Below are 15,717 nucleotides of genomic sequence, written 5' to 3'. Positions count from 1 at the left end.
ACTTGGGAAAAAGACAGTTCGAAAGCGTCAAAACGCGTCGGAGGCCGCGCAATTTGCGGCCTCCGGGGGGCGATCAGTACAGCGCGACCGGGTTAATGATCATCTGAACAGTGCCGCGAATGCGGGCCTGGCCCAGAACAAACATGAACTCGTTGACGCCGTCAGCCAGAACAGGACCGGTGTTCATCGTTTCAAGGATATAGATGCCGTGGTCCTTGAGCAGCACGACATGGCCATAGAACGCGCCGTCACCGGGCGCGGGCGGAACCGGCTCGATGCCCCAGGTGTCGGCCCCAACGGCCATCACATCGAGCGACGCCAGATAGCGCGAACCGCTGACATTGATGCCGGGTTCACCCGATACCCAGGCGGTCGGATCGGACTCAAGCGTGTTCTCGGTCCAGCCGGTGTGGAACAGAACGATGTCACCTTTGCCAATGCTGACACCTTGTGCCTCGGCTGCGGCCTTGATCTCTTCTTCGCCGAAATGCTCACCCGCAGTCAGGTAATCCTTCCCGGCATGTTTTGCCATATCCAGAATGACGGCGCGGCCAACCAATGGCGGGATATTGTGGACACCCAGTTTGGTGAGGCCAGTGATGGCTGAAATCTCTTTCTCGTCGGCGCAGTTGTAATAGAATCCGCCCTCGCCCAAATGACCCAGCCCGTCGATCTGGCTGCCGATGCCAACCCAGGTTTGAAGCAGGTCATCGTTGTAGTTGCCGGGATAGCCGAAGGCATCCAGTTTCTGACCGCCCTGCTGGTTGGGTTGCACCACCTGCAGGCTGAGCGAGCGGGGTGGGAACGCGGGTGTATTGGAATCGATCACGATGCCAAGCGGTTGCGACTTGCCCTGTTTGATCAGCGCAGCTGCTTTGAGGGTGTTTTCCGGGCTCACCAGATTGGCGGACCCCAGCTCGTCACCTTCACCCCATTTGGATGGGGTGCAATCGGCGGCCCAGGTGCTGGTTGCAAGGCTGATGGCGCAGGCAAATCCTGCGAATAATGATGTCTTCAAAGGTCTTCCTCCCAATTGGTTCGGGAAAACTCCGAACGCGCCAAGCCTAACACGGCTTTGCGTGGCTCAAAGAGGAGGGGGTAGAAAACTACCGCATAGGTAGAATTTCCCCTACGTCACTTTTCGGTAGGTGCCCATTGATCCGGATGGGCCGCAGCAAATGCGGGATGTGTGTGGCAAGCTGTTTCCACACCCGAAAGGCGCGGCATGTCGCTAAAATCTGCACCCCAACGACGGGCGTTGTAGAGCTGCGGCATCAGGCAGATGTCAGCCAATCCGGGGGCGTCACCGGTACAGAACGGGGCTTGGTCATAGGCGCTCAGAAGGGCCTCGAACGCTTGCAGGCCAGGTCGGATGAAGTGGGTCATCCAGTCCCCCGGCATACCCTCAGCCCCGCCGGTGAGCGCCGTCGCATGTTTTGCCACCTGCAGGTTGCAGACAGGATGTATGTCGACCGCAATAGAATGAGCAAGGGCCTGTGCTTGCGCCCGGGAACCGGGATCTTTTGGCAGCAGGCCCAAGTCTCGGGTCTGATCCAGATAGCCCAGGATCGCCAGCGACTGTGTCAGGCGCAGACCGTCAATTTCCAGCACCGGCACAAACCCTTGAGGATTGCGCGCAAGATGCTCGGGAGATTTGTGCTCGCCTTTGACCAGATCGACAGAAATGGCTTGGTACTCGATCCCTGCCAAGTTCAACGCAATGCGCAGCCGATAGCTGGCTGAGGACCGCCAGTAGTCAAAAAGGATCGTATCGCTCATAGGGCCTCCATGCACATGCGAGCGACCGGCCCCGATGAACCGGTCGATTTGAGTAGCTTAGCAAGTTCAGCTTGCTTTGTTCAGCTCTTTGGCATGCAGCCAATCGGCGTGTTTGGGGGCTTTCTTGGTCACGGACCATTCATTGAGCATGTCCCACTTCACCTCATCCATGCGCTTGAGCATGGCCTCTTCTTCCGGATCCGGGCAGGCCAGTTCAACACGGTGGCCATTGGGATCGAAGAAATAGATCGAGTGAAAGATCGAGTGATCGGTGACACCCAGAACTTCGACGTCATTGGCCTCGAGGTGATCCTTGAACTCGATCAGCGTCTCGCGGTCCTTGACCTTGAACGCGATGTGCTGAACCCAGATTGGGGTGTTTGGGTCACGCCCCATTTCCGGCTTGGTCGGCAGTTCAAAGAACGCCAGAACATTGCCGTCACCTGCGTCCAGAAACAGGTGCATGTAGGGATCGGGCTCGTGGGTGGACGGCACGTGATCTTCGGCAATCGCCAGGATGAAATCCATGTTCAGCATCTTGCCGTACCATTCCACTGTCTCCTTCGCGTCCTTGCAGCGATAGGCAACGTGGTGGATTTTTTCGACTTTCATGTATCAAACCTCCTTTTTGAGCGCGGCAGCCGCCAGCGCTTGGGTCAGGATCGCGCGGTTTCCAATGTGGTTCGCCAGCACCAGCACCAGCCGCGCGTTCAACGCGTCGCTGTCGGCCTTGTCCAGGCCCTCGTGAATGCTGAGCAGTTCGGCGTAGAAATCATCTGCGCCGTCGATGTTCGGGGTCAGGATCAGGTCATCCATCTGGGTCACTCCTTGCCTGTGGCGCGACGGATCGCGGCGCGGATTTGCGGTTCGTCAAAGCTGGGTCGGCGGGCGGCCACGTGCTGATCCGGGCGGATCAGGTAAACACCGCTGTCGTTGTCCCCGAGGTACCGTTCCTTGAGCGCCAGTGTCGCGTCATCCTTGACCGACAACGCCAGGCGAGTGACCTCGACGCCATCCTCTTCGATCAAATCCGGGGCGTCCGCGTCGATGGTGAGCAGGGTGAATTTGTCCGCCAGCTTGGGCAGCAGGAACTCATCCCCCAGCGGTGCATCAGGGCAAGCCGAACCAGGCCGGGTTCGGGCCGGGCCATCCAGCGCATCGGCCGAATTCAAGGGCGAGCCATCATAGGTGCAAGGCACCGACAGGCGACCAGAGTTCACCAGCGGACGGGCAAATTCGTGATGCTCGCTCAGGTCCAGCACGGCGTCGCGCAAAACGCGGCTCATTTCGGATTTAGGCGTGATGAAATCGGTCGAACGCGACGAATTCAGGATGTTTTCATCCGCACCATGGACACGCTCCATGTCATAGCTGTCCAGCAGGCTTTCGGGTGCTTTGCCCTCCATCACCAGCTTGAGCTTCCAGATCAGGTTGTCGGTGTCCTGAAGGCCTGAGTTTGCGCCGCGCGCGCCAAAGGGTGAAACCTGATGTGCCGCATCGCCTGCAAAGAGCACGCGGCCATGGCGGAACTGTTCCATCCGGCGACATTGGAAGGTGTAGATGCTAACCCATTCCAGCTCAAACTCCACGTCTTCGCCTAGCATCGCCTTGAGGCGCGGGATCACATTCTCGGGACGTTTTTCGCGCTCCTTGTCGATGTCCCAACCGAGCTGCAGGTCGATGCGCCAGACGCCATCGGGTTGTTTGTGCAGCAGCGCCGATTGCCCCTTGTTGAAGGGCGGATCAAACCAGAACCAGCGTTCGGTCGGGAAATCGGCATCCATGATCACATCGGCGATCAGGAAATTGTCCTCGAACACACGACCAACAAAATCCTTGCCCAGCATCCGGCGGGTGGGCGATCCGGCGCCGTCACAGGCGATCAGCCAATCCGCTTCGAGGGTATAGGACCCTTCGGGCGTTTCGACTTCCAGTTTTACATGGTCGGGATGCGTGCCGATGGCCTCGACCTTGTTGCGGCCACGGATCTCGATCGGCGCACCCGCAGCTTGCAACTCCTGGACGCGGTTCACTAGGTATTCTTCGAAATAGTACTGCTGCAAATTAATGAACGCCGGGCGTGCGTGACCCTCTTCGGGCAGCAGGTTGAAGTCATAGACCTGGCGGTCGTCAAAGAACACCTTGCCCATATTCCATTGAACGCCTTTGTCGACCATCGGTTGACCGCAACCCAGGCGATCAAGGATTTCCAGCGGCCGTTTGGCGAAACAGATCGCACGGCTGCCAAAACTGACCTTGTCGTTGTCGTCCAGCACGACAACCTCGATCCCCTGCTGGGCCAGGTCAATTGCGGCAGCCAGACCAACAGGTCCTGCACCAATCACTGCGACCTTGTGCCGAACCGGCGCAGGTGCGTCCTGATCCGGGCTGCGGTTATAGGCATAGAGTGGAACTTCGAAAATCTTGTTCATGGGCTCTCTCCCCTCAAACAGTGCGATAAGCACGAGTTTCTCGGGTCCCGGCGATGGCTCGCCGGGAGTGATGGTTCATTCTCTGTCGTTTCGGTCCGGGGCGACACGATCTGGATCAAAGACGCCCCAGTAGCGCGTTAGCCCTGCAGCTCGGCCCACATTTCCAGATCACGCTTGTCGGTCCAGATACGGGGGTGTGCGATGCCGCGCGCCTCGTCATAGGCGCGGGCGACGTTGAAGGGCAGGCAATGCTCGTAGATCGCATAGTCTGCAAACTTCGGGTCACACTCGGCGCGCACGGCATCCCATGCCTCCTTCAGCGAGCCACCACGTGCGGCGATGCGCTGAACCGGGCGATAGGTGCTTTCGACGAAATCGCGGGTGTTTTCGATGGCAGCGTTCACCATCTCTTTGCCCACCAGAGCGTCGCCGCGACCCGGAGCAATCGCGTCCACTTCATAGGCTTTGATGTTGTCGAGCGTTTGACCCCAATCGGCAAAGTGACCGTCGCCGCAGTAGCAGGCCGAGTGGTATTCGACGATGTCGCCTGTGAACATGACGTTCTGATCCGGCACGTGGATCACCGCGTCACCGGCAGTATGGGCACGGCCGATCTGTTTGATGTCGACCCGGCGTTTGCCCAGGAAGACGGTCATTTGATCAGTGAAGGTGGTGGTGGGGTAGGTCAGGCCGGGGATGCTTTCGTGGCCTTCGAACAGACGGGGAAAGCGTTGGAATTCGCTGTCCCAGTCCTCTTGTCCGCGCTCCAACACCATGTTGTAGGCGGTGTTCGACATGATGATCTGCTGCGCATTGAAGGCAGACGCCCCCAGCACGCGCACCGCGTGATAATGGGTCAGCACCACATGGGTGATCGGCTTGTCGGTCACCGAGCGCACGCATTCAATCACCTTGTTGGCCAGGCGCGGGGTCGCCTGTGCCTCGACGATCATCACGCTGTCATCACCGATGATCACGCCCGAGTTCGGGTCGCCCTCGGCGGTAAAGGCGTAAAGCCCCTCGCCGATCTCATCAAAGGTGATTTTTTTCTCAGACATGTCCCCTTGGGACGCGAATGCTTTTGCCATGGGTCGTGTTCCTTATTCTGCGGGCCAGTTGACGGCGGGCAGGATTGTCCCGGTGCAGTCGCCAAAGCCGATTGTGTAGCCGTCACCGCGCGCATTGCCGCGCAGGGTCAGCGTGTCGCCGTCTTCGATGAAACCGCGCGTTTCGCCGGTATCGAGCGTGAAGGGCTCGCGCCCGGCCCAGCTGAGTTCCATCAGCGAGCCGTATTCTTCGCGCACGGGGCCGGAAATGGTGCCAGAACCCAAGAGGTCGCCGCTGTTCATTTCGCACCCGCCGATGGCGTGGTGGCACAGCTGCTCGGCGGCAGAGTAGTACATGCGATTGTAGTTGGTTTTGGCAATCACGGATGCGGTCTCAGCGCCTTCGGGCTGCATCAGCACCTCAAGCTCGATGTCATAGAGGCCGTCCTTAGTGCCATCCAGATAAGGCAGAAGCTCCTTGTCACGGGCCGGGGTCGGTGCGCGGAAGCTTTCCAGCGCTGCAGCGGTCACAATCCAAGGTGAGATTGATGTGCCGAACGCTTTGCCCTGGAACGGACCCAACGGTTGGTATTCCCAGCCTTGGATGTCGCGGGCAGACCAGTCGTTGAGCAGGACATAGCCAAAGATCATGGCGTCGGCCTCGTCGACGGTGATCGGCTGACCAAGATCGGAACCGGTACCGACGATAGCGCCCATTTCCAGCTCGATGTCCAAACGCTTGGATGGTCCAAACGAAGGCATCTCAGCATCTGGTGCTTTGGTCTGTCCATTGGGGCGATGGATCGGTGTCCCCGAAACAACAACCGACGAAGCACGACCGTTGTAGCCGATGGGAATGTGCAGCCAGTTGGCGGGCAGATCTGGCGAACCGCGCAGAATCGCGCCCATGTTCTGGGCGTGTTGTTTGCCCGCGTAGAAATCGGTGTATTCGCTGACGGCGAAAGGCATGTGCAAGTCGGCCTCTGCGGCGGCCACTAGCAGTGGCTCTACCTTGGCCTGCTCATCGGATCCTTCGGCTAACAGAGCGGTCAAACGTTCACGCAAAGCGGTCCAGACGGCGGGCCCTTCTTCCATCAAGATGTTCCAGAACGGCATGTCAAAGAGCGGCTCGTCTGTCAGGGCAATTAACCCCTCAGCCTCGGCCGCAGTGATGTCCAGGATCATGTCCCCAATCGCCACGCCGCAGCGGGGATCAGAAGCTTCGGTTGAAAACACGCCGTAAGGCAGGTTGTTCAGCGGAAACGGGTGGTTGGTATCGTTGGCCGAAGCCACCCAGGATGTCATCAAAGGCAATGTCTTGTCCTTTCGGTGCAGGGGAGTGTCCCCCATGTTTCTTCTTGTTTCAAATACGGCGGGGGCAAGAGGGGGCAGCGCCCCCATCCATCACTTCATACCCGGCGTACCGTCAAATTTCTTTTCGATGTCTTCCCAGCAGTCGATGTAATCATCCTGCAACGGCGCTTCATTGGCGGCAAATGCTGTCAGATGCTGCGGAAAACGGGTTTCGAACATGAAGGACATGGTGTTGTCCAGCTTCTCGGGGCCGAGGTTCGAATTCGAAGCGCCTTCAAAAGCATTCTTGTCTGGGCCATGAGGCAGCATCATGTTGTGCAGGCTCATGCCACCGGGAACAAAGCCCTGTGGTTTGGCGTCATACTGACCGTAAATGTTGCCCATCAACTCGGACATGATGTTCTTGTGATACCACGGCGGGCGGAAGGTGTTTTCCGCTACCATCCAACGCTCGCGGAACAGCACAAAGTCGATGTTGGCCGTCCCCGGTTGACCCGACGGCGCAGTCAGCACGGTAAAGATCGAGGGGTCGGGGTGGTCAAACAGGATTGCGCCAACCGGGCAATAGGTGCGCAGGTCGTATTTATAGGGCGCATAGTTGCCGTGCCATGCCACCACGTCCAGCGGGGAGTGCCCGATTTTGGTGGTGTGGAACTGACCGCACCATTTCACAGTGACGGTCGAGGGGGCATCGCGATCCTCAAACGCCGCAATCGGAGCTTTGAAATCACGCGGGTTCGCCATGCAGTTGGCACCGATGGGGCCACGACCGGGCAGCTCGAATTTCTGACCGTAATTTTCGCAGACAAACCCACGACACGGGCCTTCAAGCACCTCAACGCGGTAGACCAGACCACGTGGCAGGATGGCGATCTCTTTTGGCTCGACGTCGATGATTCCCAACTCGGTTGCAAAGCGCAGGCGGCCCTCTTGCGGGACCACCAGCATCTCGGAGTCGGCCGAGAAGAAATAGTCGTCCTGCATCGTCTCGGTGACCAGATAGATATGCGTGGCCATGCCGACCTGAGTGTTCACATCGTCGGCCGTGGTCATGGTACGCATGCCCGTCAGCCAGGTCAGCCCCTCATCCGAATGCGGCACCGCATCCCAACGGTATTGTCCCAGGCTGATGACGTCCGGGTCAACGCAAGGAGCCGATTTCCAATAAGGCAGGTCGATCTTTTCGTAGCGGTGCGAGTGTTTGACCGACGGACGAATGCGATAGCACCAGGTCCGTTCCGGCGGGTTCGCGGTGAAGGCCGTACCGCTCAGCTGTTCGCCATAAAGGCCATAGTTACATTTCTGCGGACTGTTCATGCCCTGGGGCAGAGCGCCTGGCAGGGCCTCGGTTTCAAAGTCGTTTCCAAAACCGGGCATGTAGCCCTCGGTCGTGCCCGTGGCCGATGTGGCCTGTACAAAATTATGTGGGTCGGTTGGACGATTCATCGCGCGTTCCTCCGTTCTGGGTTGTGGAATAATAGTTGATTTTGTAACTAACAAGCGCGAGGAGATCGAAAATGACTGAAAAAGACGACTTTGATTTGCGGAATTTCATGCCTTTTCTGCTGAATCTGGCTGCGGAGCAGAGTTCCCTGGGGTTTCAGCGCACCTACAAGAATCGCTATGGGATGCTGCGTACCGAATGGCGGGTGCTGTTCCATCTGGGCAACTACGGCGAGATGACGGCAAAGGAAATCGGCGAGCGTGCGGTCATGCATAAGACCAAGATCAGTCGGGCCGTGGCGAAGCTGAGCCAGCGGCGATATCTTACACGCACACGTGATGAGAGTGACCGGCGGTCCGAGCGATTGGCATTGACCACAGCAGGTCTCGCGGTTTATCGCGAGCTGCGTCAAGAGGCCGAGGCCTATGAGACGCAGCTGGGCAAGCAATTCACCGCCGGAGAGGTGGTTTTGCTGCGTATGATGTTGAGACGGCTTGCGGGATTGGACTAAATCTGACCACCGGGTCTGTCCAAGCGCGATGTGAATGCTCATATCGCCTGAAGAAAATGAAGCGGACAGGAGATCCCAATGACCGATGTCGGGCAACGACACGCGCCTATCGATGCATCCGCTGATGTATTGAACACTTGGTTGTTGCAGCGTGGGCTTGAAGGGGCCACGCAGGAAGAGGTGCTTAACGGCTATTGCTCGCAGTTGGTGGACCTTGGCATTCCTCTTTATCGGCTGCACGTCGCCCAAAGCGCGTTTCATCCACAATATGGTGGCATCGGGTTTGAGTGGCTGCGTGAAGAGGGGATGAGCAGTGAGGAATACACCTACTCGGAAACACCCCGCGCGGAATGGTTGCGAAGCCCACTCTATCATTTGTTGGAACGCGACCTGACTGAGTATCGCGAACGGCTGATTGACAGCAATGAGCCGAGCCGGTTCCCACTCCTGAACGAGCTCAAGGAAACGGGTGCGACGGATTATTTTGCGGCAGGCGTCGTGCTCGAGTCCCGCAACGATGATGAACCACTTGACCCAAGGAATGCGCCTGAAGGAGTGTTGCTGTCTTGGACCAGCGATGGCTCGGATGGGTTTAACGACAGCGATCTCTCCATTGTTCGAGCAGCGCAGCCTTATCTGTCGCTAGCGTTGAAAGCAGCGGCCAACCGGCGTGTGGCTGCTGATCTGTTGCAGGTCTACTTGGGTAGAGATGCAGGGCGGCGCGTGTTGTCAGGCGAAATCCGTCGTGGGTCATTGCAACAGATCGATGCTGTTTTGTGCTACTTCGACCTCAAAGACTTCACCAGCTTGACCGAGCAAACACCAGGACCCGAGTTGATTGCGATGCTCAACGACTATTTTGGGCTGGCCGTTGGAGTGATCCAAGGACATGGCGGCAACATTCTGAAGTTCATGGGGGACGGCATTCTGGCGATGTTCAATTTGCAGAGCCTTCAGGTTTCGGTAACAGCAGGTTTGGATGCAGTGGCCGAGTTGCGCAAAAAAATGGAAGAGAAGAACGCCGAGCGTCGGGGCCGCGGTGAAACAACCACTGGGGTGACACTGGCCATGCACGCAGGTGAGATTCTGTATGGCAACATTGGCGCTGAAAACCGGCTCGACTTTACGGTGATCGGCCCGGCAGTGAACCTGACTGTACGCTTATCGGGCATGCATCGATCAGTCGGGCAAAGCGTGATCTTGTCCGAGCCTATCATACAGGCATCTGGGAAAACGGATCATGATCTCGTCAGCGTTGGGCGCTACATGCTGCGCGGCGTGTCTGAACCTCAGGAACTATATACAATTTACGCAGGCTAACTGGAATCGCGGCTCTGCGCGGCCGATTGGCCTTCCGTCCTGCGGACGGCAAGGGCCAGGCTCACACGGGCTTTGCCCGCGTGAGCCTGGCCCAACGGGAGGAGATGTTCCGTCAGGAACATTGACGACGGGCGGGAGTGCCGCCGGAAATGTTAGAAGTCGATCTCTACGCCGGGTAGGTTGAGAGCTTTCATCATGTCGCGCAATTCCTGACGCGCCGCGATGTTCGAGATGTTGAGCTGTTTGACACCGATGTCTTTGAGATCCAACAGGGTCAGCCCGCGAGGGAACAGCTCGCGAAAGATCACGCGCTCGGAGAAGCCGGGTGCAATGCGAAAGCCGATGCGGTTCGACAGCATCTCGATTGCGCGCTGCATCTTCTCCTTGTTGACCATACGCTGTGTGCCCACACGGTTGCGAACAACGACCCAATCGATGGGTTTCAGACCCGCTTGGGCTCGAAGCTGCCGCGCGTTCCAGACCATTTCGGAATAGACCGAAGGGCCAAGGATCCTTTCACCCTGGGGATCAATCCGCGCCAAAAGGTCAAAGTCGACAAAGCTGTCGTTGAGCGGTGTGATCAGCGTATCGGCTAGCGAATGCGCCACCTGGCTCAGGCGGGTATGCGAACCAGGGCAGTCGATCAGGATGAAATCGCTGTCTGCTTCCAGTCGGGACACCGCCGCCGACAGCCGGTGGTCATAGATGTTCTCGCCCGGCTTCAAAGAGGTCGGGTCGATTTCGGGCAGGTCATGGGTGTGCGGAGTTGGTAGCTCCAGCCCTTCCTTACTCAGGAAGCTTGCTCGGTTTTCCGAATAGCGCCCGAGGCTGCGTTGGCGCAGGTCCAAATCCAGTGTGTTGACCTTGAAACCCATCCGCGCCAGCGCCGTGGCCACATGCATGGAGACGGTGGATTTGCCCGCACCGCCTTTTTCGTTTCCGACGACAATGATATGCGCCATCTGCCCCAAGTCCTTTGTTTCGCCCAAGCCATCTTGCGCGATTTGTCGCCACTATATGTTGAGACGGACACCATGAAAAGTGTTCATGGGTGTCCCCTGCTCAATCTATGGGTGGATCATGCAGGAGAGATGCTTAGCTTTTGCGCGGCTTGCGCGGCGCAGCATCACCCCCTTTGTTGGGGTTGTAGCGTTTGCTGGCGTCCATTGCGCGGGCTTTATTTTTTTTGCTGCTTGGTTTGCTCTTGGGCGGTGGCGGGCCTTTAGGTTTGTCTCCGCGCGGCTTGCCGGAGGCTTTGCCTGAATAGGGTTTTGCACCTGATTTGGCACCAGGTTTGGCACTGGGTTTGCCGACGGGTTTGGGGCCACGCTTTTTGGCAGGTTCTGCGACAACATCAGGGCGGTGGCCTTCAGATTGTGCTGGTTTCTTCTTGAACCCACCATCACCTTTGCGAGCGGCATCTGGTTTTGGCTTCTTGCGCCGTGGCTCTGGCGCGTCGTTCCAGTCGACCGGCGGTGTCGAGCGCGCAGGTTTGTCACCTTTAGCATGACGCGGCTTGCGCCCCTCGTCCTTGTGGCCCTTGTCTTTCCACGCTGGCCGTTCGGATTGACCATCACGGTCCCGTGGCGGACGACGCTCGCCACTATCTGAACGATCAGGGCGCGGTTTTCCTTTGAATTTCGGACGAGGAGAATTCGAAATTTCAGGAGCCGAGTCCAACTGCTTCAGCACGGCGCCCGGCTCAAGCTCGGTCTTGCCATCCAGATTGGCAAGGAATCCTGCAACGGCTTCTTGCTTCAACTCTACAAAGGTCTCGCGTTGCTGCACACGGATCGCACCGATGTCGTCCTTTGTAAGATCACCGGCCTTGCAGATCATCGGCAGGTAAGTCCGGGGTTCTGCACCTGCATCGTGACCACCAGAGATCGAAAACCAGACACTTGGGCCGAAGGCCGCGCGCGGTTTTTGCGGTTTGCCTGCGTCGACAGCGTTCAGTTCTTCGGGGGCGGAATGGCGTTGGTGATAGAGGCGCAGATAGGCGGCCGCAATCTGCTCGGGGCTGAACTGATCCATCAGTTTTTGAACCGGGGTCTGCTCGTTTTCGGTAATAGCATCCTGCCAAGCCGAGATCCGCCAGCATCCGCTCTTCGTCGCGCAGTTTGACCTCGTCTGCCGAGGGGGCATTGCACATCTCAGCCGTCAGTTTGGCGAACCGCAAAATGCGCTGCGCTTTCGAACGCGCCTTGGGTGGCACGATCAACGCACTTACGCCTTTGCGCCCGGCACGGCCGGTCCGGCCAGAGCGGTGTAGTAGTGTTTCGTGGTTGTTGGGCAGTTCGGCGTGGATTACCAAATCCAGGCCCGGCAGATCGATGCCGCGCGCGGCGACGTCAGTGGCCACACAGACGCGGGCACGACCGTCGCGCATGGATTGCAAGGCGTTGGTGCGTTCCGATTGGGTCAGCTCACCCGACAGGGCCACAACCGGGAAGCCGCGGTTCGACAGGCGCGCGGTCAGGCGGGCGACCATGGCACGCGTGTTGGCAAAAATGATGGCGTTAGGGGCTTCGTAGTACCGCAGAACGTTGATGATCGCGTTTTCGGCGTCCTGCGGAGCCACTGACATCATCCGGTATTCAATGTCCGAATGCTGCTTGGTTTCGGCAACGGTTGTCACGCGTTCGGCGTTGTTTTGATAGTTCTCGGCCAGTTTGGCGATGCCACGCGGTACGGTGGCCGAGAACATCAAAGTGCGGCGATCTTCTGGGCATTCGCCCAAAATGAATTCCAGATCTTCGGAAAATCCCAGATCCAGCATCTCGTCAGCTTCGTCCAACACCACGCCGCGCACTTGGCTCAGGTCGATCGAGCCGCGCATGATGTGGTCGCGTAGACGTCCGGGCGTGGCCACAACGATATGCGCACCACGGGCCAACGCTCGGCGCTCATCGCGCATGTCCATGCCGCCAACGCAGGACGCTAGAAATGCGCCAGCACCCTTGTATAGCCATGTCAGTTCGCGTTTTACCTGCAGGGCCAGTTCACGGGTGGGGGCGATAATCAGCGCGAGCGGCGCGTCGGCCTGACCAAAGGCTTCATCATCCCCCAGCAAGGTTGGGCCAAGCGCCAGGCCAAAGCCCACGGTTTTGCCCGAGCCGGTCTGGGCAGACACCAGCAAATCGCGGTCGTTGAGTTCAGGCTGCGTCACGGCCTCCTGCACTTGGGTCAGGGTTTCGTAACCGCGCTCTTTGAGCGCATCGGCAAGAACTTGTTTCACGGGTGGCGGCTTTCTCGCGGGCAGACCCCGCGCGGATGGAGAGAATGAAAAAAGGCTGCCTTAGGCAAAAGGCAGCCTTTGGGGTCAAGTGAGGGTCGAGATAGCTTAGAAGCCCAGACCTTCGTATTTCTTCTTGAACTTCGACACGCGGCCACCGGCGTCCAGCAGGCGGGTGTTGCCGCCGGTCCATGCCGGGTGAACCGAGGGGTCGATGTCCAGAGCCAGCTGGTCGCCTTCGGCGCCCCAGGTGGATTTCATCTGAACGACGGTGCCATCGGTCATTTTGACGTTGATGACGTGGTACTCGGGATGTGTATCTTTTTTCATGAGACCGATCCTTACGCCTGAGCGCCCGACTTGGGCTTGTAGTTGGAATCTTCTGCGATACGTGCGGATTTACCACGGCGCGAACGCAGGTAGTACAGCTTGGCGCGACGGACGCGACCACGGCGGACAACAGTGATGCTGTCGATGTTGGTCGAGTGCAGCGGGAACACACGTTCCACGCCTTCGCCGAACGAGATTTTGCGGACGGTGAACGAACCGGCAATGCCCGAACCGTTTTTGCGGCTGATGCAGACGCCTTCGTAGTTCTGGACGCGCGAGCGCGAGCCTTCGGTCACTTTATAGCCGACGCGGATGGTGTCACCGGCTTTGAAATCGGGGATATCTTTCCCCAGGGCGGCAACTTGTTCCGCCTCGAGTTGTGCGATCAGGTCCATCGCAGGTCTCCTATTATTGCTCGTGGTTGATCCACGAAGATTGGGCGCCGCCAGATAGCTCTTGGTCTTCATCGGGTTCCGCATGCGCAGCCCGCCAGAGGTCTGGTCGTCTGTTCCTTGAAATTGACCGTTAATTGCCGGTCCCGTCGGTCGAAGAAGACATTCAGGGTACTGTGGCGTAAACAGCCAAAAGCCCGGAGCGCACAGAGGCGATTCCAGACTGGGGGTCGTTTACGTCTTTTGCGGTAGGGGTTCAACCCCTCATGGGATCAATGTTTGATCACCAGCCCCTGACCAGTGGGCAGTTCCAGCACGTTGTGGCCACGGGCTGCCATAAATGCATCCTCTGCTCGTCGCTGTGCAGCGTAGCCGGTCCAACCATAGTCGTCAAAGACGATCATCCCACCCGGGACAACCTTGTCAAACAGCACTTCTAGCGCTGCAATTTCGGAGGCGGCCGAGTTCATATCAATGTGTAGCAAGGCAACCTTGTCCGGGCATTCTTGGGAAAAACTGTCTGGCACCATCCCTCTGACAATCCGAGTGTTGGGGAGGTTTGCAAACCGCTTTTTTACAATGTTGAATATAGCGTCGGGATCGGTTTGATTGTCTCGTTCGTAAACCTCGTTGGAACGGTTCTCGGAATTCATCTGGTCCGGGATGCCCTCGAAGGTGTCATAAAGGTAAAGTACCTTGTCGATATTCTGAAACTCTAAATAGTCGGTCAAGAAGGCAAAACAAAAGCCTTTCCAAACCCCACATTCGACGAAGTCTCCGTCTAAGGACAGCGTGTTTTGCGCAGCCCACAACAGTGTATGCAAGCGCCAAGCTAGAGATTGTTCCTGTCTGTTTTGGGCGTTCCGCTTGATTGCGTCGACAAACCTCTTGTCTTCACGAAACCCCGCAGCGCGCTGCAACCCGATCAGGTTGTCCGATGCGAACATCGGTCCGCACAATTCCTGCAGGGTTTTCATCGCATCGCGAAAGCGTTCCCCATCCTGCCCCTTGAGCCGCCCATAAAACACAGATTTTCCCCCGGATATTCCGCGGGGCTAATTCGACAGTCTTGGGTGCGTGTGTCAAGCGCGGTTAGGTGTCAGAGTGTTTTTTGTAGACTTCCCAAAGGTCGGGGCGACGAGATCTGGTCAGGTTTTCTCTTTGCGTCTGCCGCCATTCGGCGATTTTTCCATGGTGCCCAGACATTAGGACATCGGGAATGGATCGTTCTTTCCATTCGGCGGGACGGGTGTATTGAGGGTGCTCCAGAAGGCCAGTAGAGAAGCTTTCTTCTTCTGTAGAAGCGGCGTTGCCCAGAACATTGGGGATCAGGCGCACGGTCGCGTCGATCAGCGCTTGAGCGGCAATCTCGCCGCCGGTCATGATGAAGTCACCCAAGCTGACTTCTTGGATGCCATAATGCTCCAACACCCGCTCATCGACCCCCTCGAACCGACCGCAAAGCAGGGTGACCCCTTCGGCGCGCGCGAGGTTGCGCATCATTGGTTGATCCATGCGCCTGCCACGCGGAGACAGGTAGAGGATTGGCCAATTGCCGCGAACACCCTCCATCGCGTATTCGATGGCATTGCCCAGAACATCAGCGCGCAGGACCATGCCGGCGCCGCCACCTGCCGGCGTGTCATCGACGTTGCGGTGCTTGCCGATACCGAACTGGCGCAGGTCAATGGTCTCCAATTGCCAAAGACCGTCCTGCAGGGCCTTGCCGGTCAGGCTCTCGCCCAGGACACCAGGAAAGGCGGTTGGAAAGAGGGTTAGAATCTTGGCTTTCCACACGCCGTGCAGGTCGGGTGTCGCCGTCATCAGCTCGCGTGGCTTGAATGTCGGGCGGATTGCTTTGCGGCCATGGGATTTGCTTGGTGTATCGTTCATGTCAGTGTCATAGGCGAAGGT

The 15,717-nt window shown here is 58.0% G+C and carries 15 protein-coding genes and 1 pseudogene; 2 read left to right on the top strand and 14 right to left on the bottom strand.

Annotation, left to right across the window (positions count from 1 at the left end; genetic code table 11):
- Positions 1–73: 73 nt before the first annotated feature.
- From ACZ1HE_RS20005 to hmgA, 8 genes are all read right to left on the bottom strand, one after another.
- A complete protein-coding gene (locus ACZ1HE_RS20005; protein ID WP_472623670.1) occupies positions 74–1,018 on the bottom strand; it encodes a cyclase family protein in 945 nt (314 codons plus the stop codon).
- Positions 1,019–1,134: 116 nt separating this feature from the next.
- Positions 1,135–1,779 carry a maleylacetoacetate isomerase gene (gene maiA, locus ACZ1HE_RS20000; RefSeq protein WP_472623668.1) on the bottom strand — a complete coding sequence of 215 codons (645 nt, stop codon included), beginning with the start codon at positions 1,777–1,779 and terminating at the stop codon, positions 1,135–1,137.
- A gap of 66 nt (positions 1,780–1,845) precedes the next feature.
- The gene (locus ACZ1HE_RS19995; RefSeq protein WP_472623666.1) at positions 1,846–2,391 is read right to left on the bottom strand and encodes a VOC family protein; all 546 of its coding nucleotides are present in this window, start codon (positions 2,389–2,391) and stop codon (positions 1,846–1,848) included.
- A gap of 3 nt (positions 2,392–2,394) precedes the next feature.
- Complete coding sequence (locus ACZ1HE_RS19990) at positions 2,395–2,595, bottom strand: DUF2783 domain-containing protein (protein WP_472623664.1); 201 nt, start codon at positions 2,593–2,595, stop codon at positions 2,395–2,397.
- 5 nt (positions 2,596–2,600) lie between these two features.
- Positions 2,601–4,211, bottom strand: a complete 1,611-nt coding sequence (locus tag ACZ1HE_RS19985) for an FAD-dependent oxidoreductase (protein ID WP_472623662.1) — start codon at positions 4,209–4,211, stop codon at positions 2,601–2,603.
- Positions 4,212–4,348: 137 nt separating this feature from the next.
- Positions 4,349–5,299: an MBL fold metallo-hydrolase gene (locus tag ACZ1HE_RS19980; RefSeq protein ID WP_472623660.1), complete on the bottom strand. Its 951-nt coding sequence runs from the start codon at positions 5,297–5,299 to the stop codon at positions 4,349–4,351.
- Between the two features lie 12 nt (positions 5,300–5,311).
- Entirely contained in the window at positions 5,312–6,571 is a 1,260-nt protein-coding gene (gene fahA, locus ACZ1HE_RS19975) for a fumarylacetoacetase (protein ID WP_472624569.1), read from the bottom strand.
- Positions 6,572–6,661: 90 nt separating this feature from the next.
- Positions 6,662–8,017 carry a homogentisate 1,2-dioxygenase gene (gene hmgA, locus ACZ1HE_RS19970; RefSeq protein ID WP_472623658.1) on the bottom strand — a complete coding sequence of 452 codons (1,356 nt, stop codon included), beginning with the start codon at positions 8,015–8,017 and terminating at the stop codon, positions 6,662–6,664.
- A gap of 71 nt (positions 8,018–8,088) precedes the next feature.
- On the opposite strand from hmgA, the gene ACZ1HE_RS19965 reads away from it, so the two are divergent.
- On the top strand, positions 8,089–8,526 hold the full coding sequence (locus ACZ1HE_RS19965) for a MarR family winged helix-turn-helix transcriptional regulator (protein WP_472623656.1): 438 nt from the start codon (positions 8,089–8,091) through the stop codon (positions 8,524–8,526).
- Between the two features lie 78 nt (positions 8,527–8,604).
- A complete protein-coding gene (locus ACZ1HE_RS19960) occupies positions 8,605–9,846 on the top strand; it encodes an adenylate/guanylate cyclase domain-containing protein (RefSeq protein ID WP_472623654.1) in 1,242 nt (413 codons plus the stop codon).
- 152 nt (positions 9,847–9,998) lie between these two features.
- Here ACZ1HE_RS19960 and ACZ1HE_RS19955 read toward each other — a convergent pair whose 3' ends face one another.
- The 6 genes and pseudogenes from ACZ1HE_RS19955 to trmD form a co-directional block, all read right to left on the bottom strand.
- The gene (locus tag ACZ1HE_RS19955) at positions 9,999–10,808 is read right to left on the bottom strand and encodes a division plane positioning ATPase MipZ (RefSeq protein WP_472623652.1); all 810 of its coding nucleotides are present in this window, start codon (positions 10,806–10,808) and stop codon (positions 9,999–10,001) included.
- A gap of 133 nt (positions 10,809–10,941) precedes the next feature.
- A pseudogene (locus ACZ1HE_RS19950) lies at positions 10,942–13,084 on the bottom strand (DEAD/DEAH box helicase).
- A gap of 105 nt (positions 13,085–13,189) precedes the next feature.
- Positions 13,190–13,411 carry a 50S ribosomal protein L31 gene (gene rpmE / locus ACZ1HE_RS19945; RefSeq protein ID WP_108789909.1) on the bottom strand — a complete coding sequence of 74 codons (222 nt, stop codon included), beginning with the start codon at positions 13,409–13,411 and terminating at the stop codon, positions 13,190–13,192.
- An 11-nt stretch (positions 13,412–13,422) separates the two neighbouring features.
- Positions 13,423–13,806, bottom strand: a complete 384-nt coding sequence (gene rplS / locus ACZ1HE_RS19940) for a 50S ribosomal protein L19 (protein ID WP_085794269.1) — start codon at positions 13,804–13,806, stop codon at positions 13,423–13,425.
- A 269-nt stretch (positions 13,807–14,075) separates the two neighbouring features.
- Positions 14,076–14,831, bottom strand: a complete 756-nt coding sequence (locus tag ACZ1HE_RS19935; protein ID WP_472623650.1) for a TylF/MycF/NovP-related O-methyltransferase — start codon at positions 14,829–14,831, stop codon at positions 14,076–14,078.
- Between the two features lie 64 nt (positions 14,832–14,895).
- Positions 14,896–15,696 (bottom strand): tRNA (guanosine(37)-N1)-methyltransferase TrmD, encoded by an 801-nt coding sequence (gene trmD / locus ACZ1HE_RS19930; RefSeq protein ID WP_472623648.1) that lies wholly within the window; start codon positions 15,694–15,696, stop codon positions 14,896–14,898.
- Positions 15,697–15,717: the final 21 nt, after the last annotated feature.

This window comes from Falsiruegeria sp. JB4-1, from assembly GCF_055693495.1.
Note: the sequence above shows the minus strand (reverse complement) of the source record. Positions and strands in the feature narration are given on the sequence as shown.

What these genes read in the sequence shown, in the direction of transcription:
- maiA (WP_472623668.1), bottom strand. Translation starts at nt 1,779, where the DNA reads ATGAGCGATACGATCCTTTTTGACTACTGGCGGTCCTCAGCCAGCTAT.
- ACZ1HE_RS19995 (WP_472623666.1), bottom strand. Translation starts at nt 2,391, where the DNA reads ATGAAAGTCGAAAAAATCCACCACGTTGCCTATCGCTGCAAGGACGCG.
- ACZ1HE_RS19990 (WP_472623664.1), bottom strand. Translation starts at nt 2,595, where the DNA reads ATGGATGACCTGATCCTGACCCCGAACATCGACGGCGCAGATGATTTC.
- ACZ1HE_RS19985 (WP_472623662.1), bottom strand. Translation starts at nt 4,211, where the DNA reads ATGAACAAGATTTTCGAAGTTCCACTCTATGCCTATAACCGCAGCCCG.
- ACZ1HE_RS19980 (WP_472623660.1), bottom strand. Translation starts at nt 5,299, where the DNA reads ATGGCAAAAGCATTCGCGTCCCAAGGGGACATGTCTGAGAAAAAAATC.
- hmgA (WP_472623658.1), bottom strand. Translation starts at nt 8,017, where the DNA reads ATGAATCGTCCAACCGACCCACATAATTTTGTACAGGCCACATCGGCC.
- ACZ1HE_RS19965 (WP_472623656.1), top strand. Translation starts at nt 8,089, where the DNA reads ATGACTGAAAAAGACGACTTTGATTTGCGGAATTTCATGCCTTTTCTG.
- ACZ1HE_RS19960 (WP_472623654.1), top strand. Translation starts at nt 8,605, where the DNA reads ATGACCGATGTCGGGCAACGACACGCGCCTATCGATGCATCCGCTGAT.
- ACZ1HE_RS19955 (WP_472623652.1), bottom strand. Translation starts at nt 10,808, where the DNA reads ATGGCGCATATCATTGTCGTCGGAAACGAAAAAGGCGGTGCGGGCAAA.
- rpmE (WP_108789909.1), bottom strand. Translation starts at nt 13,411, where the DNA reads ATGAAAAAAGATACACATCCCGAGTACCACGTCATCAACGTCAAAATG.
- rplS (WP_085794269.1), bottom strand. Translation starts at nt 13,806, where the DNA reads ATGGACCTGATCGCACAACTCGAGGCGGAACAAGTTGCCGCCCTGGGG.
- trmD (WP_472623648.1), bottom strand. Translation starts at nt 15,696, where the DNA reads ATGAACGATACACCAAGCAAATCCCATGGCCGCAAAGCAATCCGCCCG.